The sequence below is a fragment of the Xenorhabdus eapokensis genome (genome assembly GCF_001908105.1).
On record NZ_MKGQ01000001.1, the window covers coordinates 284,990 to 309,759 of the forward strand.

At 43.0% G+C, this 24,770-nt stretch carries 24 protein-coding genes and 1 other annotated feature; of the genes, 18 read left to right on the forward strand and 6 right to left on the reverse strand.

Translation table 11 applies throughout. From position 1 onward, the window contains the following. Window positions 1-337 precede the first annotated feature (337 nt). The 17 genes from thrS to Xedl_RS01295 all read left to right on the forward strand — a co-directional run bounded on the left by thrS (window position 338) and on the right by Xedl_RS01295 (window position 17,545). Entirely contained in the window at window positions 338-2,266 is a 1,929-nt protein-coding gene (gene thrS, locus Xedl_RS01215) for a threonine--tRNA ligase (protein WP_074022246.1), read from the forward strand. Window positions 2,267-2,269: 3 nt separating this feature from the next. Further along, on the forward strand, window positions 2,270-2,809 hold the full coding sequence (gene infC / locus Xedl_RS01220; RefSeq protein WP_074022247.1) for a translation initiation factor IF-3: 540 nt from the start codon (window positions 2,270-2,272) through the stop codon (window positions 2,807-2,809). 94 nt (window positions 2,810-2,903) lie between these two features. Next, window positions 2,904-3,101 carry a 50S ribosomal protein L35 gene (rpmI, locus tag Xedl_RS01225; protein ID WP_006118955.1) on the forward strand — a complete coding sequence of 66 codons (198 nt, stop codon included), beginning with the start codon at window positions 2,904-2,906 and terminating at the stop codon, window positions 3,099-3,101. A gap of 42 nt (window positions 3,102-3,143) precedes the next feature. Next, window positions 3,144-3,500: a 50S ribosomal protein L20 gene (rplT, locus tag Xedl_RS01230; protein ID WP_010847342.1), complete on the forward strand. Its 357-nt coding sequence runs from the start codon at window positions 3,144-3,146 to the stop codon at window positions 3,498-3,500. A gap of 104 nt (window positions 3,501-3,604) precedes the next feature. Beyond that, window positions 3,605-3,729, forward strand: a sequence feature (Phe leader region). A gap of 82 nt (window positions 3,730-3,811) precedes the next feature. After that, window positions 3,812-4,795: a phenylalanine--tRNA ligase subunit alpha gene (gene pheS / locus Xedl_RS01235; protein ID WP_074022248.1), complete on the forward strand. Its 984-nt coding sequence runs from the start codon at window positions 3,812-3,814 to the stop codon at window positions 4,793-4,795. A gap of 14 nt (window positions 4,796-4,809) precedes the next feature. Continuing rightward, window positions 4,810-7,197 carry a phenylalanine--tRNA ligase subunit beta gene (gene pheT / locus Xedl_RS01240; protein ID WP_074022249.1) on the forward strand — a complete coding sequence of 796 codons (2,388 nt, stop codon included), beginning with the start codon at window positions 4,810-4,812 and terminating at the stop codon, window positions 7,195-7,197. A 4-nt stretch (window positions 7,198-7,201) separates the two neighbouring features. Then, on the forward strand, window positions 7,202-7,498 hold the full coding sequence (ihfA, locus tag Xedl_RS01245; RefSeq protein WP_038233943.1) for an integration host factor subunit alpha: 297 nt from the start codon (window positions 7,202-7,204) through the stop codon (window positions 7,496-7,498). A 95-nt stretch (window positions 7,499-7,593) separates the two neighbouring features. After that, window positions 7,594-8,589 carry a vitamin B12 ABC transporter permease BtuC gene (gene btuC, locus Xedl_RS01250; protein WP_083600249.1) on the forward strand — a complete coding sequence of 332 codons (996 nt, stop codon included), beginning with the start codon at window positions 7,594-7,596 and terminating at the stop codon, window positions 8,587-8,589. Between the two features lie 48 nt (window positions 8,590-8,637). Next, window positions 8,638-9,405, forward strand: a complete 768-nt coding sequence (gene btuD, locus Xedl_RS01255; RefSeq protein WP_074022251.1) for a vitamin B12 ABC transporter ATP-binding protein BtuD — start codon at window positions 8,638-8,640, stop codon at window positions 9,403-9,405. A 154-nt stretch (window positions 9,406-9,559) separates the two neighbouring features. Continuing rightward, window positions 9,560-10,705, forward strand: coding sequence for a UDP-4-amino-4-deoxy-L-arabinose aminotransferase (arnB, locus tag Xedl_RS01260; RefSeq protein WP_074022252.1), 1,146 nt, complete (start codon window positions 9,560-9,562; stop codon window positions 10,703-10,705). After that, window positions 10,706-11,683, forward strand: coding sequence for an undecaprenyl-phosphate 4-deoxy-4-formamido-L-arabinose transferase (gene arnC, locus Xedl_RS01265; RefSeq protein ID WP_074022253.1), 978 nt, complete (start codon window positions 10,706-10,708; stop codon window positions 11,681-11,683). Continuing rightward, window positions 11,683-13,668: a bifunctional UDP-4-amino-4-deoxy-L-arabinose formyltransferase/UDP-glucuronic acid oxidase ArnA gene (gene arnA, locus Xedl_RS01270; protein ID WP_074022254.1), complete on the forward strand. Its 1,986-nt coding sequence runs from the start codon at window positions 11,683-11,685 to the stop codon at window positions 13,666-13,668. Before arnC ends, arnA begins: the two co-directional genes overlap by 1 nt. Before the next feature lie 41 nt (window positions 13,669-13,709). Next, on the forward strand, window positions 13,710-14,603 hold the full coding sequence (gene arnD / locus Xedl_RS01275) for a 4-deoxy-4-formamido-L-arabinose-phosphoundecaprenol deformylase (RefSeq protein WP_074022255.1): 894 nt from the start codon (window positions 13,710-13,712) through the stop codon (window positions 14,601-14,603). A 5-nt stretch (window positions 14,604-14,608) separates the two neighbouring features. Then, a complete protein-coding gene (gene arnT / locus Xedl_RS01280) occupies window positions 14,609-16,270 on the forward strand; it encodes a lipid IV(A) 4-amino-4-deoxy-L-arabinosyltransferase (RefSeq protein WP_074022256.1) in 1,662 nt (553 codons plus the stop codon). Continuing rightward, window positions 16,267-16,614: a 4-amino-4-deoxy-L-arabinose-phosphoundecaprenol flippase subunit ArnE gene (arnE, locus tag Xedl_RS01285; protein WP_074022257.1), complete on the forward strand. Its 348-nt coding sequence runs from the start codon at window positions 16,267-16,269 to the stop codon at window positions 16,612-16,614. Before arnT ends, arnE begins: the two co-directional genes overlap by 4 nt. Continuing rightward, window positions 16,614-17,000 (forward strand): 4-amino-4-deoxy-L-arabinose-phosphoundecaprenol flippase subunit ArnF, encoded by a 387-nt coding sequence (gene arnF / locus Xedl_RS01290; protein WP_074022258.1) that lies wholly within the window; start codon window positions 16,614-16,616, stop codon window positions 16,998-17,000. The genes arnE and arnF overlap by 1 nt, the downstream gene beginning before the upstream one ends. Window positions 17,001-17,041: 41 nt before the next feature. Next, window positions 17,042-17,545 (forward strand): C40 family peptidase, encoded by a 504-nt coding sequence (locus Xedl_RS01295; protein WP_422645885.1) that lies wholly within the window; start codon window positions 17,042-17,044, stop codon window positions 17,543-17,545. Between the two features lie 70 nt (window positions 17,546-17,615). On the opposite strand, the gene Xedl_RS01300 is transcribed toward Xedl_RS01295, so the two are convergent. Further along, entirely contained in the window at window positions 17,616-17,981 is a 366-nt protein-coding gene (locus Xedl_RS01300; RefSeq protein WP_074022259.1) for a helix-turn-helix domain-containing protein, read from the reverse strand. A 125-nt stretch (window positions 17,982-18,106) separates the two neighbouring features. Between Xedl_RS01300 and Xedl_RS01305 the strand changes: the two genes are divergently transcribed. After that, entirely contained in the window at window positions 18,107-18,739 is a 633-nt protein-coding gene (locus Xedl_RS01305; protein WP_074022260.1) for a hypothetical protein, read from the forward strand. Between the two features lie 115 nt (window positions 18,740-18,854). Here Xedl_RS01305 and Xedl_RS01310 read toward each other — a convergent pair whose 3' ends face one another. From Xedl_RS01310 to Xedl_RS01330, 5 genes are all read right to left on the reverse strand, one after another. Next, entirely contained in the window at window positions 18,855-19,649 is a 795-nt protein-coding gene (locus Xedl_RS01310; protein WP_074022261.1) for a heme ABC transporter ATP-binding protein, read from the reverse strand. Further along, window positions 19,649-20,650, reverse strand: coding sequence for a FecCD family ABC transporter permease (locus Xedl_RS01315; RefSeq protein WP_074022262.1), 1,002 nt, complete (start codon window positions 20,648-20,650; stop codon window positions 19,649-19,651). The genes Xedl_RS01310 and Xedl_RS01315 overlap by 1 nt, the downstream gene beginning before the upstream one ends. Beyond that, complete coding sequence (locus tag Xedl_RS01320) at window positions 20,647-21,465, reverse strand: heme/hemin ABC transporter substrate-binding protein (RefSeq protein ID WP_074022263.1); 819 nt, start codon at window positions 21,463-21,465, stop codon at window positions 20,647-20,649. The genes Xedl_RS01315 and Xedl_RS01320 overlap by 4 nt, the downstream gene beginning before the upstream one ends. Beyond that, a complete protein-coding gene (locus Xedl_RS01325) occupies window positions 21,462-22,535 on the reverse strand; it encodes a hemin-degrading factor (RefSeq protein WP_074022264.1) in 1,074 nt (357 codons plus the stop codon). Before Xedl_RS01325 ends, Xedl_RS01320 begins: the two co-directional genes overlap by 4 nt. Before the next feature lie 75 nt (window positions 22,536-22,610). Next, window positions 22,611-24,647: a TonB-dependent hemoglobin/transferrin/lactoferrin family receptor gene (locus tag Xedl_RS01330; RefSeq protein WP_074022265.1), complete on the reverse strand. Its 2,037-nt coding sequence runs from the start codon at window positions 24,645-24,647 to the stop codon at window positions 22,611-22,613. Window positions 24,648-24,770: the final 123 nt, after the last annotated feature.

Below are 24,770 nucleotides of genomic sequence, written 5' to 3' on the forward strand. Positions count from 1 at the left end.
TCGGTCCGTTGGGTGATTTGTGATTTTTCGCAATTGATCAGATCGCAAAAACCGGACTGAGTTCCCTCCAAGTGATCTATTATTTTGAAATCTTATTTACTTGCATGGAGATAGTTTAAATATATTCCACAGAGCTATTTTAACACCTACTCTGTATGCTAGTATGTCGGGCGAGTTAGGGCAAATGTACCAGATACATTTTGGAAATGTGACCTTAAATCTGTACACATCTTGCGGAGTGAAGCAAGGATTTGTTTCTAACGTACTGATTAATAATAAATTTGGTTTAATGCACGTGATCTTTCGTGTGGGTCACCACTGTATATAAGGATTTTAAATGCCTGTAATTACTCTTCCTGATGGTAGTCAACGTCAATTTGATCATGCTGTTTCCGTAATGGATGTGGCTCGTGATATCGGTGCTGGTTTGGCAAAAGCATGTATCGCTGGTCGTGTTAATGGTGAATTGGTTGATGCTTGTGAATTAATTGAGACTGATGCCAATCTTGCTATTATCACCAACAAGAATGAAGAAGGTTTGGAAATTATCCGCCATTCATGTGCACATTTGTTGGGCCATGCCATTCAGCAGTTGTGGCCTGATACGAAAATGGCTATCGGTCCTGTTATTGACAATGGTTTCTACTATGACGTTGATTTAGACCGCTCTTTGACGCAGGAAGATATCGAGCTGCTTGAAAAACGTATGCTGGAACTTGCTAAAAAAGACTACGATGTCATCAAGAAAAGGGTTGGCTGGCAAGAAGCGCGTGACACATTTGCGGCTCGTGGTGAAGAGTATAAAATTCAGATTTTGGATGAAAATATTAGTCGTGATGATCGTCCAGGTCTGTATCACCATGAAGAATACGTTGATATGTGCCGCGGGCCGCATGTTCCTAATATGCGTTTCTGCCATCACTTTAAACTGCAAAAAGTGGCAGGGGCATACTGGCGCGGCAATAGTGACAACAAAATGTTGCAGCGTATTTATGGTACAGCATGGGCGGATAAGAAACAGCTTAATGCCTATTTACAACGTTTGGAAGAAGCAGCAAAACGCGATCACCGTAAAATTGGTAAGCAGCTTGACCTGTATCATATGCAGGAAGAAGCACCAGGCATGGCGTTTTGGCATAATGATGGCTGGACAATTTTCCGTGAATTAGAAACTTTCGTCCGCATGAAGCTCAAAGAGTACCAGTACCAGGAAGTAAAAGGCCCGTTCATGATGGATCGTATTCTGTGGGAAAAAACAGGGCACTGGGAAAACTATAAAGAAAATATGTTCACAACTTCATCGGAAAACCGCGAGTATTGTGTAAAACCGATGAACTGCCCTGGTCATGTTCAGATTTTTAACCAAGGATTGAAATCCTATCGTGACTTGCCGTTGCGTATGGCTGAATTTGGTAGCTGTCATCGTAACGAACCATCGGGCGCGTTACATGGTTTGATGCGTGTACGTGGCTTTACTCAAGATGATGCCCATATCTTCTGTACTGAAGATCAAATCCTTCAAGAAGTCAGTAGCTGTATCAAAATGATTTACGATGTGTATAGCACATTTGGCTTTGAGAAGATTGTTGTTAAATTATCAACTCGCCCAGAAAAACGTATTGGTACGGAAAAACAATGGGATGAAGCAGAAGCTGATCTTGCTGAAGCATTAACCCGAAACGGTATTGAATTTGAATACCAGCCGGGCGAAGGGGCATTTTATGGCCCTAAAATTGAATTTACCCTATATGATTGTTTGGATCGTGCGTGGCAATGTGGTACTGTGCAACTCGATTTTTCACTACCAGCACGCTTGAACGCGTCATATGTAGGTGAAAATAACGAACGTAAGATTCCTGTCATGATTCACCGCGCGGTTCTGGGATCGCTAGAACGGTTTATCGGTATCCTGACAGAAGAGTATGCTGGGTTTTTCCCAACATGGTTGGCACCTCAGCAGGTCGTTGTTATGAATATTACTGATGGCCAGTCAGATTATGTACAGGAATTGGTTAAAAAATTGCAAGATGCAGGCATTCGTGCAAAAGCAGACTTGAGAAACGAGAAGATTGGTTTTAAAATCCGTGAACACACTCTGCGTCGTGTGCCTTACATGCTTGTTTGTGGTGATAAAGAAGTCGAATCAGGAAAAGTATCCGTTCGTACTCGCCGCGGCAAAGATTTAGGTAGCATTGTTGTCAGCGAGTTTACAGAAAAACTGCTGACAGAAATACGCAGTCGTAATCTTCGTCAATTGGAGGAATAAGGTATTAAAGGCGGAAAAAGAATTCAACCGGCGCGCCCAAATCGCATTAATGAAGAGATTCGCGCCTCTGAAGTTCGTTTAACTGGATTAGATGGCGAACAGATTGGTATTGTCAGTCTGAGAGAAGCTCTTGAGAAAGCTGAGGAAGCTGGTGTTGATTTAGTTGAAATCAGCCCAAATGCCGAACCGCCGGTTTGTCGTATTATGGATTACGGCAAGTTCCTCTATGAGAAGAGTAAATCAGTCAAAGAACAGAAAAAGAAACAAAAGGTTATTCAGGTTAAGGAAATTAAATTCCGTCCTGGTACAGATGAAGGCGACTATCAGGTCAAACTACGCAACCTGATTCGTTTTCTGGAAGATGGCGATAAAGCCAAAATCACCCTGCGTTTCCGTGGGCGTGAAATGGCACACCAGCAGATTGGTATGGAGATGCTTAACCGTATCCGTGACGATCTGAGTGAGCTGGCAGTGGTCGAATCCTTCCCAACGAAGGTTGAAGGCCGCCAGATGATCATGGTGCTCGCTCCTAAGAAGAAATAGTCAGGCAAACAAGTAATGGGTTCCGGTTAATTTTGGCTGGAATCTATTCGCCTTACTAGTTCGTTGTAATTAACAATGCGAAGTGGAAATTAAAATGCCAAAGATTAAAACAGTACGCGGCGCAGCTAAACGCTTCAAAAAAACCGCAAGCGGCGGTTTCAAGCGTAAGCACGCTAACCTTCGTCACATTCTGACTAAAAAATCAACTAAGCGTAAGCGTCATTTACGTCCAAAAGGCATGGTCTCCAAAGGGGATCTGGGCCTGGTTGTTGCTTGTCTGCCATACGCATAAGCAATTTTTTAGATTAGAACTCAGAGACGATAGGAGAAGTATATGGCTCGCGTAAAACGTGGTGTTATTGCCCGTGCACGTCACAAAAAAATTCTGAAACAAGCGAAAGGTTACTACGGTGCTCGTTCGCGCGTTTATCGTGTTGCTTTCCAGGCTGTTATCAAAGCTGGTCAGTACGCTTACCGTGACCGCCGTCAGCGTAAACGTCAATTCCGTCAATTGTGGATTGCACGTATCAACGCTGCTGCACGTCAGAACGGCATGTCTTACAGCCGTTTCATCAATGGCCTGAAAAAGGCTTCGATTGAAATCGACCGTAAGATCTTGGCTGACATCGCTGTATTCGACAAAGTAGCATTCGCTGCTTTGGTTGAAAAAGCGAAGGGCGCTCTGGCATAAGTCAGGTTAAAAGAGGGAGCTTGCTCCCTCTTTTACTTTTTTCCAAAATGTGGCTTACTGTTGATCAAATGATGATCAGCAAAAGGAATGCAGGAGAAAGAACACAAATGATAAAGTTAGTCTTTTTTCGTTTCTTTTTTTACTTTAACACCTGAGATCAGGGGGCTTCGCGCGTAAGAAAAGAAACGAAAAATAGCGCTTGAGCCTCCAGTGTGGAGGCTTTTTTATTTTTATGGCCTCGTTAGTCGAATAACATGAGGACATAGTCGATAACAACTAAAGGGCCGTCAGGCCAAAGGAAGAGGAAAACGATGTCACATCTCACTGAGCTGGTTGCAAAGGCAAAAGCAGCCGTGGAAGAAGCCCAGGATGTTGCCGCGTTGGATTTGGTGCGAGTTGAATACCTGGGAAAAAAAGGCCATTTAACCCTCCAGATGTCATCGCTGCGTGACTTACCCGCCGAAGAACGTCCAGCGGCAGGGGCTGTCATTAATCAGGCAAAACAAGAAGTTCAAGAAGCCTTGAATGCGCGTAAGGCAAAGCTGGAAGCTGAGATTTTGAATGCGCGCTTGGCGGCAGAAAAAATCGATGTTTCATTGCCTGGCCGTCGTATGGAAAATGGTGGCTTGCACCCTGTGACCCGCACGATTGAACGTATTGAAACTTTCTTTGGCGAGTTGGGCTTTTCTGTTGAGTCTGGCCCGGAAATCGAAGATGACTATCATAACTTTGATGCTCTGAATATTCCTGCACACCATCCTGCGCGTGCTGATCATGATACTTTTTGGTTTGATGCGACGCGTTTGCTGCGTACCCAGACTTCTGGAGTACAGATCCGCACGATGAAAGAACGTCAGCCACCAATCCGTATCATTGCGCCGGGGCGTGTGTACCGTAACGATTACGATCAGACACATACTCCAATGTTCCATCAGGTAGAAGGGTTGATTGTTGATAAAAATATCAGCTTTACCAACCTGAAAGGAACATTGCATGACTTTTTGAATAACTTCTTTGAAGAAGATATGCAGATACGTTTCCGTCCTTCTTATTTCCCATTTACAGAACCCTCCGCAGAAGTTGATGTGATGGGCAAAAATGGGAAATGGTTAGAAGTTTTGGGTTGCGGTATGGTGCACCCTAGCGTATTGCGCAATGTTGGTATTGATCCTGAAATTTATTCTGGTTTTGCTTTTGGCATGGGAATGGAGCGTCTGACCATGCTGCGTTATGGTGTGACAGATTTGCGGGCATTCTTCGAAAATGATTTGCGTTTCCTCAAACAATTTAAATAAGGCGGGTATATCACATGAAATTCAGTGAACTCTGGTTACGCGAGTGGGCAAACCCAGCCATTAATAGTGAAGCATTGTCTGATCAAATCACCATGGCTGGTTTGGAAGTTGATGGTGTTGAAAAAGTGGCAGGTCAATTCCACGGTGTATTTGTTGGTGAAGTTGTTGAATGTGGACAACATCCAAATGCAGATAAATTACGTGTCACAAAAGTTAATATCGGCGGCGAACGTCTGCTGGATATTGTTTGTGGCGCACCTAATTGTCGTCAAGGGCTTCGTGTTGCTGTCGCTACAATCGGCGCTGTGCTGCCGGGTGATTTTAAAATTAAACCGGCTAAATTGCGTGGTGAGTCGTCAGAAGGCATGTTGTGTTCGTTTTCTGAACTAGGTATTTCTGACGATCATGATGGCATTATTGAACTGCCAGCAGATGCGCCAATTGGTGTTGATCTGCGTGATTACATGAAATTAGATGATAACGCGATCGAAATCAGCATTACACCAAACCGTGCTGACTGCCTGAGTATCATGGGGGTTGCCCGTGACGTTGCGGTTATCAATAAATTGTCCATGACAGAACCGCAAATTGAAGCGGTTAAATCAACTACAGATGCAACATTCCCTATTCGTGTTGATGCTCCTGAAGCCTGCCCACGTTATATGGGGCGCGTGATCAAGAATGTGAACGTCAAGGCAACTACTCCATTGTGGATGCGCGAAAAATTGCGTCGGGGTGGAGTTCGTTCTATTGATCCGGTTGTTGATATCACCAATTATGTTTTACTCGAATTGGGCCAGCCATTGCATGCGTTCGATTTAGAACGTTTGCAGGGTTCAATTATTGTGCGTTTTGCTGAACAAGATGAAAAACTCACTCTGTTGGATGGCAATGAAGTAGAACTTTCTGCTGAGACACTGGTTATTTCTGATGAAAAGCAAACACTTGCTATAGCGGGTATTTTTGGCGGGGAATATTCTGGTGTTAATGCTGAAACTCAGCATATTATGCTAGAGTGCGCGTTTTTTGCACCACTGGCGATTACTGGCCGTGCTCGCCGTTATGGTCTGCATACCGATGCTTCTCACCGTTTTGAACGTGGTGTTGATCCACAGCTTCAGCACAAAGCGATGGAATATGCCACTCAGTTGTTGATCGACATTTGTGGGGGAGAAGCAGGAGAAATCGTTGATGTTGCTAGCGAATCTCACTTACCAAAGTCAGCAACGATTACGCTTAACCGCGATAAATTGGATCGTTTGATTGGTCATCATATTACTGATGAACAAGTAACAGATATCCTGACGCGTTTAGGCTGCCAGGTAACAGTTCAGGATGGTAGCTGGCAAGCTGTTGCACCTAGCTGGCGTTTTGATATGCAAATCGAGGAAGATCTTGTTGAAGAGGTCGCTCGTATTTACGGTTATAACAACATTCCTGACGTCCCAGTGCGTGCAGATCTGATTATGACTTCACATCGTGAAGCTGATTTGCCATTGAAACGGGTTAAAACAATGCTGGTGGACAGAGGTTATCAAGAAGCGATTACTTACAGCTTCGTTGATCCCAAAGTTCAGAAATATCTTCATCCACAGGAAGAAGCATTGATCTTGCCTAATCCGATATCGGCGGATATGTCTGCAATGCGTTTGTCCTTGTTGACAGGATTATTGACCACTGTTGCCTATAACCAAAACCGTCAACAAAACCGTGTTCGTTTATTCGAAACAGGGTTACGTTTTGTGCCGGATGCCAATGCGGAACATGGAATTCGTCAGGAATTAATGCTCGGCGGTGTTATTGCAGGAAATCGGTTCGAAGAGCACTGGTCGATTGAAAAACAAGCAGTTGATTTCTTTGATTTGAAGGGTGATTTAGAATCTGTTTTAGAACTGACAGGTAAACTATCTAACATTTCCTTTAAGGCAGAAGAACATCCTGCTTTACATCCTGGGCAAAGTGCTGGGATTTATCTGGAAAATAATTACATTGGTTATATCGGTGTTGTTCATCCAGAACTGGAGCGTAAACTTGACTTAAACGGCCGTACCGTGGTATTCGAGTTGTTATGGACTGGTCTGGTAAACTGCGTGATCCCTGAGATGAAAGAAGTTTCTCGCTTCCCATCTAACCGCCGCGATATCGCCATCGTTGTGCCTGAAAATGTAGCCGCAGAAGATGTTCTGGCTGAATGTAAGAAAGTTGGCGTAAATCATATAGTTGGCATAAACTTATTTGACGTGTATTGTGGTAAAGGTGTCGCGGAAGGCTACAAGAGCCTTGCTATTAGCTTAATCTTGCAGGATACCATTCGTACACTGGAAGAAGAAGAAATTGCTGTGGCTGTCAACAAATGCGTTGCTGCATTAGAACAGCGATTCCAAGCATCCTTGAGGGACTGAACTTATGGCGCTTACTAAAGCTGAAATGTCAGAAAATCTGTTTGAAAAACTGGGTATTAGCAAGCGTGATGCTAAAGATCTGGTAGAAATGTTCTTTGAAGAAGTTCGTCGTTCTTTGGAGAATGGGGAGCAAGTGAAATTATCTGGATTCGGCAACTTTGATTTGCGAGATAAAAATCAACGTCCAGGCCGTAATCCAAAAACAGGTGAAGATATTCCGATTACGGCTCGCCGTGTTGTCACTTTTCGCCCCGGCCAAAAACTGAAAAACCGAGTGGAAAAGGCGTTACCCAAAGAATAACTACATAAAAAGGCCGCATTTTGCGGTCTTTTTCTTATCTTTTATATTTATTTGCTCAGTGGAAAGAGCATTTATTTCCTAACATGGCCTCACACATGCGCTCTGTTTATGAGTTGATCACCTATCAGAGAAAACGTAACCATCGGGTGATGGCGGTTTTGTCTGTCCTGTTCGTTATTTTGTTCATGTTGTCATTATGTGCCGGTGAAATTTGGTTTTGGCCTGATCAATGGTTATCGGAGCCTGCCCAGTTGTTTATTTGGCAGTTGAGATTGCCCAGAGCGATTGCAGTGATAGTGGTTGGTGCGAGCTTAACGCTGTCAGGGGCAATTATGCAGGCTCTGTTTGAAAACCCGTTGGCAGAGCCAGGATTGCTTGGGATCAGTAATGGTGCTGGTGTTGTCGTGGTATGTTTAATACTTATCTTTCATGGCATTGCGCCATTGTGGTTATTAAGTGCTGGTGCGGTATTTGGGGCATTTTTCATGACTGCAATTTTGCTGGGGTTTTCCAGAAAACATCAAATGACTAACGCTCGTCTGTTATTGATTGGTGTTGCATTTGGTGTGATCTTTGGCGCCTTGATGACATGGATGGTCTATTTCAGTACCAGTTTAGATCTCCGTCAATTGATGTATTGGATGATGGGAAGTTTCAGTGGTGTTGATTGGCGCCAAAAATGGCTGATTGTTGTATTGTTCCCCGCTATTTTATGGTTAAGCAGCAAAGGCAACATTTTGAATTATCTCTCTCTTGGGGAATTACAGGCTCGGCAATTAGGTGTGTCTCACCATAAATGGCGTAATGTGTTTGTATTGGTAATCGGATTATTAGTTGGTTTGAGTGTTGCCCTTGCGGGAGCGATCAGTTTTATCGGTTTGGTTATTCCCCATATCTTAAGATTGATTGGCTTGACTGATTATAAAGCATTACTTCCGGCCAGTGCATTGGCTGGAGGCAGTGGTTTACTGTTGGCAGATTTAGTTTCCCGTTTGTCATTATCTCATGCAGAAGTGCCAATCGGGGTTGTCACGGTAACCTTAGGTTCACCAATTTTTATATGGCTTTTATTAAGAACACGTCATTATTAAGAAATACCGTTTTGCTTGTTAATGCAGATAAGGAGATGGGGGCAAAACATGATCGGTCAGCCGATTTTGGAACTGGATAATGTGAATGTAAACAATAGATTAATTTCACTGTCTGAATCTGTTACGGCAGGAAAACAAATTCATCTGGTGGGGCTCAATGGTTCAGGGAAAAGTACACTGCTTGCCGCAATTGCGGGTGTTTTATCCTATAGCGGTACTATTTGCTTGCATGGTCGGAACTTGCAGGATTACCGCCAGCACGAATTGGCAAAGCGCCGAGCCTGGTTCTCCCAATCTTCTTCTGTTCCTGTCATGCCGGTTTTTCAATACTTAGATATGTTCCGCCCTGAATGTGCGCCTTTAGCTCAAAGTGAACATGTGTTGTATGAACTTTGCCAGCAAATGAAACTTCTGCCATTGCTTTCTTCGTCAATTGGTCAACTCTCCGGCGGAGAGTGGCAGCGGGTCAGATTGGCAGGCACGTTTTTTCAGATATGGCCGGAGCTGAATCCTGATGGGAGTTTACTCTTACTTGATGAGCCGACAAATAATTTAGATATCACCCAACAAGCTATTTTAGATAAGTTAACAAAAAGATTTTGTGCATTGGGGGGAACCGTATTATTGAGTAGTCATGATCTTAACCATACATATGAACAAGCGACAGAAGTATGGTTGCTCTTGCATGGAAGATTGTTAGTATCAGGTCTGCCACAGAATGTAATGACAGAACGAAATTTGTCAGAAGTTTTTGAGGCCAATATTGGACATATCAGAAATGCCAGCTATAAATTATGGAGGGTCAGCCACGTGTAGTTCTCGTAAGCAAATCCACCATAATCATTGCTTGCTATCTACTTTTGGTGTTTGGTTGACCATAATTTGTTTTACGTTGATGTTTTGTTAAAGAACCATCATCTAAAATTGATCAATTATAACACAATTAGGATATACAAGGCATAAGGCGGTTATGGATAGTTTTTTGCCATTTTCTCGTCCTGCAATTGGCAGTGAAGAGATTGAAGCGATAGAGAAAGTTCTACACTCAGGTTGGATTACGACAGGCCCACAAAACCATCAGTTAGAGCAAGATTTTTCTCTTATGTTTGGATGCAAACATGCTATTGCTCTATGTTCTGCTACGGCGGGAATGCATTTGGCTTTGTTGGCGTTAGGCATAGGCCCAGGTGATGAAGTTGTTACGCCTTCCCAAACTTGGGTTTCCACTATCAATATGATTTGTTTGTTAGGCGCTGAACCTGTCATGGTTGATGTTGACCGTGATACGTTGATGGTCAGTGCAGAAACAATCAAAAAAGCGATTACTCCCAAAACCAAAGCAATTATTCCCGTCCATTATGCGGGAGCGCCTTGTGACCTTGACGCTCTTCGCGCTGTCGCTCAAAAAGCCAATATTCCCTTGATTGAAGATGCAGCCCATGCTGTCGGCACCCGTTATAAGAATGAATGGGTCGGAGAGCGAGGTACTGCAATCTTTTCTTTTCATGCCATTAAAAACATGACCTGTGCAGAAGGTGGCATGTTCGTTACCGATGATGATGAGCTTGCCCAACGGGTTCGTTGTTTAAAATTTCATGGTTTAGCTGTCGATGCTTTTGATAGACAAATTCAGGGTAGGAAACCCCAAGCGGAAGTGATTGAGCCGGGTTTTAAATACAACCTATCAGACATTCATGCAGCAATGGCAGTTGTGCAACTAGGCAAACTGGCATCAATGAATGAACGTCGTCGGGAGTTGGTGGCTCGCTATGCTGATGCTTTTATTGATTCACCATTGCAAATGCTGAAAGTTCCCGAATATGCGCATTTGCATTCCCATCACCTTTTTATGGTACGTGTTGACAAAAATCTCTGTGGTATTGACCGCGATACTTTTATGGCACGCTTAAAGGACAGAAATATTGGCACAGGTTTGCATTTTAGAGCCGCGCACACACAAAAATATTATCGTGAGCGTTATCCACAACTTTCCCTGCCTGTATCTGAGTGGAATTCGTCAACGCTTTGTTCATTACCGCTTTTTCCAGATATGAGCAATGACGATGTAGATCGTGTCGTAAATGTGATAACTGAAATTCTTTCGGAGCGTAAGTAAGTGACATTTGAGAAGATCAAAAAAGTTTCAGTCGTTATTCCTGTTTACAACGAAGAAGAAAGTTTACCCCAGTTACTGGAAAGAACTCTCGCAGCGTGCCAAAAATTAGAACAGAAATACGAATTAATCTTGGTCGATGATGGCAGCCATGATAGTTCTGCCGAGATCTTAACTCAGGCGGCTGAATCTCCAAAAAATCATGTGATTGCGATTTTACTTAACCGTAATTATGGACAACATTCAGCAATTATGGCTGGTTTCCATCAAGCTGATGGTGATCTGGTTATTACACTGGATGCTGATTTACAAAACCCACCAGAAGAGATCCCCCGTTTGGTTAAAACGGCAGAAGAAGGATATGACGTTGTGGGTACACGTCGTATTCATCGTCAGGATTCTTGGTTCCGTAAAACTGCGTCTAAGATAATCAATGCGATGATAACCAAGGCGACGGGACGTTCAATGGGCGATTATGGTTGTATGTTGCGCGCCTATCGACGTCACATTGTATGCGCGATGCTGCAATGCCATGAACGCAGTACGTTTATTCCCATCCTTGCCAACACCTTTGCACGTAAAACAATAGAAATTGATGTAGCCCATGCCGAGCGTGAGTTTGGCGACTCCAAATACAGTTTTATGAAACTGATAAACCTGATGTATGACCTTCTGACGTGCTTAACAACTGCACCATTGCGGTTATTAAGTGTCGCGGGAAGTATCATTGCCATAGCAGGTTTTTTATTGGCGGTGTTATTGATTGTTCTACGCCTTATATTTGGTTCAATGTGGGCTGCTGAAGGGGTGTTTACCCTGTTTGCTATTCTTTTCATGTTCATCGGAGCACAGTTTGTCGCCATGGGGCTGTTGGGTGAATACATTGGTCGAATATATAACGATGTCCGTGCTCGTCCGCGCTATTTTATTCAAAAAGTGGTCGGAGTTAAGAAGACTAACGATAATCAGGAAGAAAGCTAATGAAAGCAGTTATTTTTGCCTATCACGATATTGGTTGTGTCGGACTTAATGCATTAGTCAAAGCGGGTTTTGATGTTCAGGCTGTATTTACTCATACCGATGATCCCAATGAAAATCATTTTTTCTCTTCTGTTGCACGTATTGGTGCTGATTTGGGTTTACCCGTGTTTGCGCCAGAAAATGTGAATCACCCGCTTTGGGTTGAGCGCATTCGTGAGATGAAGCCCGATGTCATTTTCTCTTTTTACTATCGCAATATGCTTAGTCAGGAAATTCTGTCACTGGCTGAAAAAGGGGCATTTAACCTTCATGGCTCTTTGCTACCGAAATATCGTGGTCGTGCTCCGGTTAACTGGGCAATACTCAATGGAGAGAGCGAAACCGGTGTAACATTACATAAAATGCTGGAAAAGCCGGATGCGGGAGACATTATCGCGCAACAGTCTGTTCAGATAGCTGAAAATGATACTTCCTTAATAGTTCATGGAAAAATAGGCGAAGCGGCAGTTGAGCTATTGGATCATATTCTGCCGCAAATAAAATCAGGCCATTATCCATCAGTTCCACAGAATGAAAGTCAGGCAACTTATTTTGGCCGCCGCACCGCCGAAGAGGGTGAAATAGTGTGGAATAGGTCTGCCAAAGAGATTAATAACCTAGTCAGGGCAGTGACAGAGCCATATCCAGGAGCGTTTACTTTTCTTGGTGAGCGTAAGATTACAATTTGGCGTTCACGGCCACTAAATCAATCCCACGGAAAACGCCCTGGAACCGTAATTTCGGCTGATCCATTTGTGATTGCTTGTGGTGATGGTGCACTGGAAATTATCAGCGGACAAGGGGAGTCAGGGCTTTATGTACAAGGTAATCGATTAGCTCTTGAGATAGGCATTGTAGCTGGGGCTTATGTTGGCCCCAAAGCGACAACCCAAGTCAGTCGTCGTAAGCGTGTACTCATTTTGGGCGTCAATGGGTTCATTGGTAATCACCTGACTGAACGATTGTTGAGTGATGGCAATTATGACATTTACGGGATGGACATTGGCTCTTCCGCCATTGAACGATTTATTGGCAATCCTCGCTTTCACTTCATCGAAGGTGATATCAGCATTCATACCGAATGGATTGAATATCACATCAAAAAATGTGATGTCATCCTGCCATTAGTGGCAATTGCAACTCCGATTGAATATACCCGTAATCCTTTGCGAGTATTTGAACTGGATTTTGAAGAGAATCTTAAAATTGTCCGTTATTGTGTTAAGTACAATAAACGGATTATTTTCCCATCCACATCCGAGGTTTACGGTATGTGTGATGATACAGAATTTGATGAAGATACTTCGCGTCTGATTGTGGGACCTATTAATAAACAGCGGTGGATCTATTCAGTTTCAAAACAATTACTTGATCGAGTCATTTGGGCATATGGCTCGCAAGAAAGTCTGAAATTTACCTTATTCCGCCCATTTAACTGGATGGGTCCAAGGCTGGATAACCTAAATTCAGCGCGTATTGGGAGTTCAAGAGCCATTACCCAATTAATTTTGAACTTGGTGGAAGGTTCTCCGATTAAACTGGTGGATGGAGGAGAGCAAAAACGCTGTTTTACGGATATCCATGATGGTATTGAAGCACTGTTCAGGATCATCGAAAACCGGAATGGGTTATGCGATAACCAAATAATCAACATCGGTAATCCAACAAATGAAGCGAGCATTCGCCAGTTGGCTGAAATGCTATTAGCTAGCTTTGAGAAACATACATTGCGAGGGCATTTCCCCCCATTTGCTGGGTTCAAGAAAATTGAAAGCAGTAGTTATTACGGGCAAGGCTATCAGGATGTTGCCCACCGCAAACCCAGCATTAAAAACGCAGAGCGTCTGTTAGGTTGGAAACCCACTATTGATATGAAGCAAACCATTGATGAAACATTGGATTTTTTTCTGCGTGGAGCAGTTGAAGAATCCAAAGGAAAAAACTAAAAAGTCAATTGGAAAACGAGGAAGAGAGCGGGAAGGGCGTAATGAAAAAAGTTGGTTTGAGAATTGATGTGGACACTTATCAAGGCACTAAGGAAGGTGTACCACGGTTGCTTGAAGTGTTACAAAAGCACCATATTCAAGCCAGCTTTTTCTTCAGTGTTGGTCCAGACAATATGGGGCGTCATTTATGGCGCCTGTTGCGTCCGAAGTTTCTCTGGAAGATGCTGAGATCAAATGCGGTGTCTCTCTATGGTCTGGATATTTTGTTGGCTGGTACAGCTTGGCCAGGGAAAAAAATCGCAAAAGATTTAGGGCATTTGATGAAACAAACAATGGATGCAGGCCATGAAGTGGGTTTACATGCATGGGATCACCAAGGTTGGCAGGCAAAAGCCGGGCGTTGGTCGGAGAAGGAATTAACAGAACAGGTGAAGTTAGGGGTTGACGCTTTGGCAAAGGCAACAGGGAAAGCCGTCACATGCTCAGCCGTTGCGGGTTGGCGAGCCGATGAACGTGTTCTGGCTGTTAAACAGCGTTTTGGTTTTGATTACAACAGCGATTGCCGCGGAACACATCCATTCAGGCCACTTTTACCTGATGGACAAGTGGGAACTGTACAAATTCCTGTCACATTACCTACCTATGATGAAGTTGTTGGAACACAAGTCAGCGATGCAGATTTTAATCGCTTTATTCTTGAAGCGATTAAAAGTGATCATGGAGTTCCTGTTTATACGATCCATACCGAAGTCGAAGGGATGTCGAAATCTGAACAGTTTGCGACATTGCTGGATATGCTCCATCAACAAGATATTCAGTTCTGTAAATTAAGCCATTTGTTACCAGAAAATAGGGATACGCTCCCTGTTGGGAAAATTGTTCGTGCGGATTTTCCTGGTCGTGAAGGCTGGTTAGGTTGCCAACAAGAGGTATAACGCAGATGTTGAATACTCGGACGAGTAAAGCAGGAGCCGCTCTGATGGCTCTTTTTTTTGTTCTTACTTACTTATTGCCTCTGAATAGTCGTCTATTATGGCAACCGGATGAGACTCGGTATGCTGAAATTAGTCGGGAAATGTTGCAACGTGGGGATTGGATCGTCCCTTACTTCTTGGATATTCGCTATTTTGAAAAACCAGTAGCAGGATATTGGATCAACAATATTAGCCAGTGGATTTTTGGAGACAGTAATTTTGCTGTTCGTTTTGGCTCTGTGTTCAGTATCCTAATCAGCACATTTCTTCTTTATCGTTTGGCAATAATGATGTGGCAATGTCGCCAGACGGCTTTCGTTTCCAGCCTGATTTATATTTCCATGTTTATTGTTTTTTCCATTGGCACTTACAGTGTCCTCGATCCTATGTTTTCTTTATGGATCACAGCAGGAATTGTGAGCTGTTATTGGGTGCTTAAGGCGGTGGCGATCCAAGAACGAATTTTGGCATGGTCTGTTTTGGGATTGGCCTGTGGGATGGCTTTTATGACAAAAGGGTTTCTGGCATTGGCGTTACCCGTGATTGCCATGCTGCCCATAACGATATACCAGAGACGCTTTTGGGAAATGGTTCGTTTTGGGCCTCTTGCCGTGATTTTTGCTATTTTAATCAGCCTGCCGTGGGTGATTGCAATTGCTGCGCGTGAGCCGGATTACTGGCATTATTTCTTTTGGGTAGAGCATATACAGCGTTTTGCTTCTGAGAAAGCGCAGCATATTGCACCTATTTGGTATTATTTACCCATATTGATCTTAGGCGTGATCCCGTGGTTAGGATTACTACCAGGTGCTTTAATCAAAAGCTGGCAAGAGAAAAAAAGTCATCCGGAAATGTTTTTCTTGTTTTGCTGGTTTGTTGTTCCATTGATATTTTTTAGCATCGCAAAAGGAAAATTGCCGACTTACGTTTTACCCTTTATCGGCCCTTTAGCATTGATGATGGCAAAATATGGTGTCGATTGTGTCAAAAATGGCAATATGAATGCGTTGAAAATAAATGGATTAATGAATGTTTTTATCGGATTAATCGCCATTTTAGCCCTTTTTGCTATGGAAACCTTAAAATCTCCTCCACTTTATCAACCTGATGAATGGTTGAAATGGATTATGGGAATTATTGCCTTTGGTGTTTGGGGGGGGATTGGTTTTCTTTGTTTTATTCACGATGGTAAATATTGGCTATGGGCTGCCGCTTGTTCAATTATGCTCAGTTTATCTATAGGTAGCGCATTACCTGACAAGACAATCAATTCCAAACTTCCTCAGCATTTTATTCAACAAAACAAAAAAGAGTTAGCTGATAGTCAATATATTTTGACCCAATCGGTTGGCGTTGGTTCGGCGATTGCGTGGGAATTAAAACGCAGTGATATTTATCTACTCGATCGTCCAGGGGAATTAAAATATGGGCTTGATTATCCTGACAGCCGATACCGATATATCACGGAGAAAGCATTTCCTGCGTGGCTGGCGAAAGCACGTAAAAAAGGTCAAGTTGCTGTTGTTTTCCTATTACCCTCAGGAGGTGAATTGTCTGAATTACCAGAACCCGATTTTGTGCGGCGTAATCATAGATTCGTGCTTGTGATTTATAAGAAACAGCCATGAGCAGCAATATAATATTATTGATTTTGGTTAGCTTGCTGACTTGTGCGGGGCAATTATGCCAGAAGCAGGCGGTTAGTTGTTGGCAGGAAAAAGATACCCCGCATAAAGTGGTATTGATGGTGATATGGCTGTCCAGTGCTATTCTTCTGTTAAGTATAGGAATGATATTTTGGTTGCGATTATTGCAATTTTTTCCACTGAGCATTGCTTATCCTATGCTTAGTATAAATTTTGTTATAGTGACTTTGATTGGGCAATTTTTATATCAGGAAAAGGTGGGGTTAAAGCACTGGATGGGGGTTTTTGCCATTATGTTTGGCATCTTATTGATGAGCTTAAGTTAATGAAAGGTTATCTTTGGGGAATTGCGAATGTTCTGCTGATCACTGTAGCGCAATTGTTACTGAAATGGGGAGTTGCCCGTCTGCCAGAACTTACGTTATCAATGCATTGGCTGGATATCAACTGGCTTTGGGCGAATCATAATCCTTTGCTGATGGTTATGGCTGGATTGGCGGGTTATGCACTATCCATGTTATGTTGGTTTTTTACATTGCAATATTTGGCGTTAAATAAAGCGTACCCTCTTATTAGTTTGAGTTATGTCTTTGTTTATTTAATGGCGGTTTTACTACCTTGGTTTAATGAAACTATTTCGCTGTTAAAAACGTTGGGATTTTTTTTCATCTTATTGGGCGTTTGGTTAATCAGCAAACCAGAAGCAAAATAGTAAAAGTTTGTTGTTTCTATGTGGTGATTGAGGAAAAAGTGATGACTGAGGGAAAGCGGATAGTAATAAGTATAAAGCATTTATGCTTATTATTGAGTTTCGTTCTTATTGGATGTAGCAATCCTGTTTCCAGGCCTGACTCGTCTCCACTGAAGGTGGCTCTCTCTGATCCGATAAGAGTTATTGCTCAGTTAAAAGATCAACTTGAACGATGGCAGAATACGCCCTATCGCTATGGTGGCATGGATAGACGTGGTATCGATTGTTCCGGTTTTGTGTACCGAACTTTTTCTGATCGCTTTGGTATCCAGCTTCCTCGCACGACCAGTGAACAAACACAAATAGGCACGCGGATAAGTAAAGATGATCTGAGGCCAGGGGATTTGGTTTTTTTCAAAACCGGCAGTGGAAAAAGTGGATTGCATGTGGGTATTTACGAGATTAATAATCAGTTTATTCACGCATCCACAAGTAAGGGCGTAATACGTTCATCTCTTGATAATGTGTATTGGCATCGTGTTTTTTGGCAAGCCCGTAGGATTTAACGTCACTGCCATCTTATTGTTTTATTATAAATAGGATTCCGAAATATTGGTGTTATTTTGGATTACGTGCTTATTCTTCACAATGTAGGAACGTCTTGAGCTCAGGCAAGTGTCCATTTTCCCGGAATTTAGCGGGCGTAGTATTAAAATGTTTTTTAAATATTCGGGTAAATGTAGCTTGAGAGCTAAAACCATATTGAAGAGCAATATCAAGAATGGGTAAGTTGCCTTCACGTAAAGATCTGGCCGCTTCATGAAGACGACGACGGCGCACATATTGACCTAACGTACAGCCTTTCAATTCCTTAAAAATTCGTTGTAAGTGCCATTTTGAGTAACCACTTTTGTGGGCTATAGCATCTATTTTGATGCCTTCAGTCCGTTGAAGTTGGCTTTCTAACCATCTTACAATATCGTTGATAATATTTTCTAACATGTTTACCTTCCACATGGGCGAGGGTTTGCTAAAAATACACAGACTAATAATTAGTAAAGTTATGTGTGAGCCATTTTAAGAATTTCTTTTTTATCGTATACGCAAAATGTGCGGTCGAGGATGTCATGCAGTCGGATATTATCTATTTAACCAGAAAGCTGACTTTTTTTATTTTCTACGCATTAGTGATAGCAGGAGTTACAGGTTTACTCTTTTTGGATGTTAATTACCTGAAAAATGGTGTTCGGGAAGATTCACTGACTGAGATTTTTCAGGAGTTAACGTTGCTGATTATTGCTGTTTTGTTGTTTTATGAAGTAAAGAAAAATGTAAAACTGCGCCCGTCATTGGTATTAATGGCTGGTTTTTTCAGTTGTCTTCTGATTAGAGAATTAGATATCTATTTTGATAATCTCTTTTTTCATGGTGCATGGTCATGGTTTGCCATTCCGCTCGCTTTAGTCTGTATTGGTTACGCCTGTAAAAATGGGCAGCAAACTTTTGCCGGACTCGTCCATTTCACACGTCACCAAAGCTATCCGATGATGGCTTGTGGCCTGTTGTGTGTACTGGTGTTTTCCCGTTTATTTGGCATGGGGGCGCTATGGCAGGGACTGATGGATGAACATTTTAACCGGACGGTTAAAAATATGGTGGAAGAAGGCTGTGAAATGTTGGGTTATGCTCTGTGTTTTATTGCTACACTTTGGTATCTTCCTTCAGCCCGCAAACAGCGTATTTCTAAAAATATTCATTAATTTCAAACCATTTTGAACCCAATTTTTACTTATTCAAGGCAAAATTTGCCGATCACAACAAAATTTGCCTTTTTTATCTGCATCTCACTATAAAAAGGGAATAAATGCTAACCTTTTATTGCCGGAGATAGATTTGTGGCTGATGAGTTTCAGGATGCTGCATAACACCCAAATCGGCTTGATACCATTGCTTAAGAATATCGTCACGCAGTACATCTTGTGGAGTACCGGAGGCGACTAATCGGCCTTTATGCAATAAGATAATCTTATCGGCGTAAAGTGATGCCAGATTCAAATCATGCAGTACACAACAGGCAGCAATCGGCTGCTGTCGTGTCAGGCGGTGAACCAATCGTAATGTATGTTGCTGGTGATAAAGATCCAATGCTGACGTGGGTTCATCCAAAAACAGACAAGATTCGGTAGGTTCAGGGTGCCAAAGTTGAGCTAAAACTCTTGCCAGTTGAACCCGTTGTTGTTCTCCCCCAGATAATTGCTGATAATTCCTGTTTCTCAGCGCTTCACACTCTGTCAGTGCAATCGCTTCATCAATGGCAGTTTTTTTGTGGGCATTTTCATGGGGAACACGTCCCATAGCGATGACTTCCTCTACGCTAAAGGGAAAGGTGAGGGCGCTATATTGCCGCATGACGGCACGAATACGAGCTAACTGCTGAGTTGGCCAGCGGGAAATGGGAATTCCTTTTAACAGACAATCTCCTGAACTGGGTAGGACATAGCCAGTCAATAGACGCAATAGTGTTGATTTTCCCGCTCCGTTTGGGCCAATAATTGCTACAACTTCCCCTTGACGCAGGGAAAGGGAAACCTCCTTGATTATCTGACGCTGCCCGATGAAATAATTTAAATTTTGCGCTTCAAGTAAATTATTTGACATGATCGGTTCCATTATGAACGGTTTCTTGATGGCTTAAGAATGAGCCATAAAAAATAGGGGGCACCGATCAAACCAGTGATGAGGCCTACTGGCATTTCAGCAGGAGAAACTAATGTTCTGGCTAATGTGTCGGCTTTTAACAGAAGACAGGCACCACCTAGGGCAGATATCGGCAGTAACCAGGTATGATCGCCCCCAAACCGTTGTCTGGCAAGATGCGGGATAACTAACCCAATGAAACCAATGACACCGGTCAAGGCAACCGCACATCCAACTAATAAGGCGCTTAACAGCAATAATTGATATTTGGTGCGTTGGACATTAACACCTAAATAGTGCGCTTCTTCATCACCCAGTTGCAGCAAATTGAGTTTACGTGACTGACTGATTGTCAGTATACAAACAGGAATAATGAGTGATGCCGCAATAGCTAGTGTTGGCCACTCGATTTGACTGAGTGAACCCATCATCCAAATGGAAAATTGGCGTAATTGCTGGTCGTTACTGATATAACTCAATACACCAATAAATGATGAACATAGTGCATTAATGGCAATGCCGGCAAGGAGTAGCTTTGACAGGTTGCCGTGGTTATATTTATTGAGGGTGAATATCAGGGATGATACCAATAAACTGCCGATAAACGCGGCAATAATATGTCCGTACAATGCAATGCTGGCAGGTAAAGCGAAAGGCAACACAATAAACATTGCGACGGTAAGTGCTGCACCACTACTAATCCCTAATAATCCAGGATCGGCCAGAGGATTACGGAATAACCCTTGCATGACCGCACCAGATATAGCCAGCGCTCCTCCAATGAGGATCGCCAGCAAAATACGTGGTAACCGAATATTTAACCAAATTTGCCACTGTGGATCATCCAAAGAGGATTGCCACAGTGTTTTAAAAGAGAGTGGCAATGCCCCCATATTTGCTGAACTAATTGCCAGAAAAAACAACAATAAGCTCAGTACTATCACACCGAGACTGGGGGAGCGGGAATGACTCATTGCACTTTCTCCGCGGCATCACGGACTTGTTTCATCACAGCAGGTGTTTGCAGACCAAATCCAAGCAGGCCCATTTCATCAATAATCACGACCTGTTTTTTCTTTCCTGCGGGTGTGAAATTTAACCCAGGAAGTTGCCAGACTTTATCCATTCCACCCAATGTTTTTAGCCCTTCGGTGCTGACGAGTAGTAAGTCCGGCTTGCTGGCAATAACACCTTCTTGAGATAAAGGACGATACCCTTGGAAGCCTTGCATCGCATTTTTTGCACCAATAGCACGAATAATTTGATCGGCTGCGGTTTTTTGACCTGCGGCCATTGGCATGATACCACCATGACTCATGACAAAGATGACTTTGGTGGAAATATCTGACGTAGCGATATTTGCGAGTTGTTGCCGATATTGGGCAACCAATGCTTCGCCACGTTTTTCCTGGTTGACCGCCTTAGCGACGGTCATGATTTTTGCAGGAACGGCTTCTAACGAGGTTTCGCTGGTTACTTTAATGACTTTTACACCGGAATCTTCGACTTGCTTGAGTGTCAGGGAAGGTTGAGCCGACTCACTTGCAATCACGAGTGATGGGCGCATGGATAGGATCCCTTCTGAATTCAGCATCCTCATATACCCGATATCGGGTAAGGAGAGTAGTTCCTTGGGATTTTGGCTGGTACTGTCCCTTGCGACAACGTGCTGTCCTTCGCCAAGTGCAAAAACAATTTCAGACACATCGCCACCAATGGTAACAATGCGTTCAGCAGAGAACACATTGCAAGAGATGGCAAGCATAAATGTTAGAAGCCATTTTTTCATGCTACACAAGTTTCCTGTTCTGATTGCAGTTTAGGTAAAGCAGCAATTTGTTCACGCCATTGAGCTTGTTCAGGAGTGCCTTCAGTGCGTTGGCCGTACAACTGTGCGATTTGGTTGCCACTGGCATCAAACAATTCAAGACTGGTGACGAAGCCACAATCGGTTGGCTTGCGGGTCACCCAACTTTCCGCGATGGCACTTTCAATCAGGTGCAGCGTGAAATTGCGGTTGAAAATGTTGAGCCATTTCTGGGGAGAATTTTCTTCCTGATAAGGCATCAGACGTTCCAATTTACCCGTGAAAATCTGGACACAACCACGATTTCCGACAAAGATCATGATCTCGTTTTGATCTTTATAGGCAACGTCAATAAGTTGAGTGAGCGCTGAATTATCCACACGATAAGCCAAATCATCTTTAACCGCATTGAAAATCTGCTGGCGGTTAAGATTGTGGCGTTTCATCATGATGAAGAATTGATGAACGTCAGTCATGGCGCGCCATTCCTCATCTAACTGTGCTTTCAGTTGTTCTGTGACTTTTGCATGTTCAGCTATTTCTTCCGGTTGGATTTCCAGCGCGGGGTTTTCACCAGTCTGATATTTTTCGATCAGTGCATCCCATGCAGCCATATCGGTGTTGCTGGTGGCATAGACTTTATGCAACGCATCGCCTTGGCGGTCAAAGAATTGAATGCTGTGACGCACTCCATTCTTGGCGGGTTCAATCAAGGAGAACACGCTGCTCCAGTGATCGAAGAATAGACGCAGGTCAAGCTCACGCGGATTAAGGATCAAACCAACATGTGGGCTAAATTTGGTATTTTCGTAGCGGCCAATATGTTCATGAACGGCGAAGTCATTACGGGTAATTGCCTTGGTTTCACCAACTGTAGCCAGTTCCTGAAGCAGAGTCGGCGCGTCAATATTCAAACGTTTTGCGTCGATACCGACACGGCTATGCAATAACTCTCCTTCGCTGACGTTAAGGTAAGCTGCCAGATCGCGGGCATACTTAGCTTTGTTTTCTGCCTTGGCTTGTAAATAACGTTCATAAAGTGATTGATTCACAGTTGCTAGCTCCTTAAAAAACGGGGTTTAAAAACAATTTTTTTCTAAAATTGAGATAATAGTTTGTTTGTTCTTTTACCACTGGTAGCTCACAAACAGTTTGGCATTACGGCCATGCTGTGGTGCTCCCAGCGATGAGTAGTAGGTTTTATCAAAAGCGTTACCCAGTACAACGGAGGTAGTTAGACCTTTTAATGTTCCAGTGCCATGGTAGCTGACGTAGAAGTCATTGACGCCATAACCAGCGTATTGGAGGATTTTCTGGCCACGTTCATTCCTATCACCGTTTACTCCTCTGAGGTTAGTCTGTTGGGTAAATTTACCAATCCATCCGATAGAGAAATCCGTGTTAGATAATGGAATATCCAATGTGCTGGTTAGGATGTCAGGGGTCAGTGCTCCTATAGAGGCTCCAGTTTGTTCGTTCTTACCCGTTGTACGGTTATAAGCGAGATCCCATGAGAACCAATCAGAGTCATACGTCATAGAAATATCCCAGCCCCAAATTTTAGCCTTTGGAATATTAAAGGATGTCGTAAACCTCATATCAGATGTCACAGTAGAAGATATGTAATCTTTTGCTTGAGTATCAAAATAGCTGGCTTTAAATTTCAAACCATCATTGTTGGCTAAAACATCATCGAAACGTAGTCCGAAGCCATATTCCTGAGTTTCATTGCTTTCAGGGCGTAGGTTTGGATTGGGTTTCCAGTAGTTTCCAGGAAAATGTCTGGAATCGTTATACATTTCGCCCATAGTCGGGGCACGGAATGCCTGGGAATAAGAAGCAAATAGCATTGACCAATCTGTGGGGGTAATACTAATGGCACCTTTTGATGACCACTTATCGGCACTGATATCATCATATTTGCTATTTGTGGCTTTGTAATTGTCGTAACGTGTACCCACAATAAATGAAACAGGTAAATCACGCAGGGTCATTTCGTCTTGGATCCAGCCAGATGCGAAATGAATATTTGCGTTAGGAAAACCTTCTACAATGCTGCTACTTGGCTTTTGTTTTTGTTTATAGGTTTCACCACCATAGGTCAATTGGTGTGCTGCAAAGGTCGTGGTGCCAAAATGGGAGCGGTTTTCAAGCTTTATACCATAAGTTTCTTGTTTACGGCCTTCAAAGCCCTTGTCTTTGCTTCTGTTATTAATATTGATATCGGAATAATAAATATCTGCTTTGGCATTTAACCAGCCATATTTTGCTGGATTTAATTGATAAGACAGTTGAGCATCACGTTGTACAGTGGTGCGATCTATCCGTTGACTGTTATCTTTGTCTAGAAGTTGTGGATTTTTAGGTTCATGTGCTTCATTACGGTAATAGCGCAGGTTACCGCTGAGCTTTTGGTTGTCGTCTATTTTCCAAGAACCTTTTGCCAATAGGTTACCAATGGTTTCGTCATTATGATCTTTGACGCCATTCCCGAAACGGATATTGCCTACATCACGGGTACCAAATGCAACTACCCCATCAAGCTGTTCTGTTTTACCGAATGCGGCTCCCCCAAATCCCAGACTGTGGTCACCGCTCCCTGCGCGACTAAAGATCCGAAAACCCGTATTTTTGCCTTCTTCCAATAAATCTGTAGCATCGACGGTTTGATAGGCAATAACGCCACCCAAAGCACCACTGCCATATAGTAGTGCTGATGGGCCACGGACAACTTCAACCTGTTTGATCAATGCAGGATCGAGGAATATGCCATTGAGGTGTCCGGTATCGGTTCCTTGCCGAATACCATCAACAAGAGTCAAAACCCCTTTTTGGGTATAACCCCGAATGCTGATATCTTGTCCATTGGCACGACCAATGCCAGCGACATCAATTCCCGGAATATTGTGCAGTAAATCATTTGCGTTGCCTGCAACCTGATTGCTGGCAGAATTGCTTTCAATGACTGTAACCATCATAGGGGCTTCAAAACTGTCACGTTGGTTGCCAGTGGCATAGACAGTTACAGTGTCTTTGGAAGATTTCTCTTTCTTGGAATGTATTGTATCCGAAGGTACTGTGGTGGCATTCGCAGAAGATAAACTTGCGAAGATGAGTACACTTAATGTAGCCAGTTTCAGGTTTGGTGATTTAATTAAAGTCATGCAAGTCAATTTCCATGGTGAAATAGCGTGTTCCTATGAACACAATCAACGGATATATCACTGTTATTCAGCAGTGATTTTGTTGGATGTTTTATTTCATTGAACAATAATTATTCTGATATT

What these genes read in the sequence shown, in the direction of transcription:
- thrS (WP_074022246.1), top strand. Translation starts at nt 338, where the DNA reads ATGCCTGTAATTACTCTTCCTGATGGTAGTCAACGTCAATTTGATCAT.
- rpmI (WP_006118955.1), top strand. Translation starts at nt 2,904, where the DNA reads ATGCCAAAGATTAAAACAGTACGCGGCGCAGCTAAACGCTTCAAAAAA.
- rplT (WP_010847342.1), top strand. Translation starts at nt 3,144, where the DNA reads ATGGCTCGCGTAAAACGTGGTGTTATTGCCCGTGCACGTCACAAAAAA.
- pheS (WP_074022248.1), top strand. Translation starts at nt 3,812, where the DNA reads ATGTCACATCTCACTGAGCTGGTTGCAAAGGCAAAAGCAGCCGTGGAA.
- pheT (WP_074022249.1), top strand. Translation starts at nt 4,810, where the DNA reads ATGAAATTCAGTGAACTCTGGTTACGCGAGTGGGCAAACCCAGCCATT.
- ihfA (WP_038233943.1), top strand. Translation starts at nt 7,202, where the DNA reads ATGGCGCTTACTAAAGCTGAAATGTCAGAAAATCTGTTTGAAAAACTG.
- btuC (WP_083600249.1), top strand. Translation starts at nt 7,594, where the DNA reads ATGCGCTCTGTTTATGAGTTGATCACCTATCAGAGAAAACGTAACCAT.
- btuD (WP_074022251.1), top strand. Translation starts at nt 8,638, where the DNA reads ATGATCGGTCAGCCGATTTTGGAACTGGATAATGTGAATGTAAACAAT.
- arnB (WP_074022252.1), top strand. Translation starts at nt 9,560, where the DNA reads ATGGATAGTTTTTTGCCATTTTCTCGTCCTGCAATTGGCAGTGAAGAG.
- arnA (WP_074022254.1), top strand. Translation starts at nt 11,683, where the DNA reads ATGAAAGCAGTTATTTTTGCCTATCACGATATTGGTTGTGTCGGACTT.
- arnD (WP_074022255.1), top strand. Translation starts at nt 13,710, where the DNA reads ATGAAAAAAGTTGGTTTGAGAATTGATGTGGACACTTATCAAGGCACT.
- arnT (WP_074022256.1), top strand. Translation starts at nt 14,609, where the DNA reads ATGTTGAATACTCGGACGAGTAAAGCAGGAGCCGCTCTGATGGCTCTT.
- arnE (WP_074022257.1), top strand. Translation starts at nt 16,267, where the DNA reads ATGAGCAGCAATATAATATTATTGATTTTGGTTAGCTTGCTGACTTGT.
- arnF (WP_074022258.1), top strand. Translation starts at nt 16,614, where the DNA reads ATGAAAGGTTATCTTTGGGGAATTGCGAATGTTCTGCTGATCACTGTA.
- Xedl_RS01295 (WP_422645885.1), top strand. Translation starts at nt 17,042, where the DNA reads ATGACTGAGGGAAAGCGGATAGTAATAAGTATAAAGCATTTATGCTTA.
- Xedl_RS01300 (WP_074022259.1), bottom strand. Translation starts at nt 17,981, where the DNA reads ATGTTAGAAAATATTATCAACGATATTGTAAGATGGTTAGAAAGCCAA.
- Xedl_RS01305 (WP_074022260.1), top strand. Translation starts at nt 18,107, where the DNA reads ATGCAGTCGGATATTATCTATTTAACCAGAAAGCTGACTTTTTTTATT.
- Xedl_RS01310 (WP_074022261.1), bottom strand. Translation starts at nt 19,649, where the DNA reads ATGGAACCGATCATGTCAAATAATTTACTTGAAGCGCAAAATTTAAAT.
- Xedl_RS01315 (WP_074022262.1), bottom strand. Translation starts at nt 20,650, where the DNA reads ATGAGTCATTCCCGCTCCCCCAGTCTCGGTGTGATAGTACTGAGCTTA.
- Xedl_RS01320 (WP_074022263.1), bottom strand. Translation starts at nt 21,465, where the DNA reads ATGAAAAAATGGCTTCTAACATTTATGCTTGCCATCTCTTGCAATGTG.
- Xedl_RS01330 (WP_074022265.1), bottom strand. Translation starts at nt 24,647, where the DNA reads ATGACTTTAATTAAATCACCAAACCTGAAACTGGCTACATTAAGTGTA.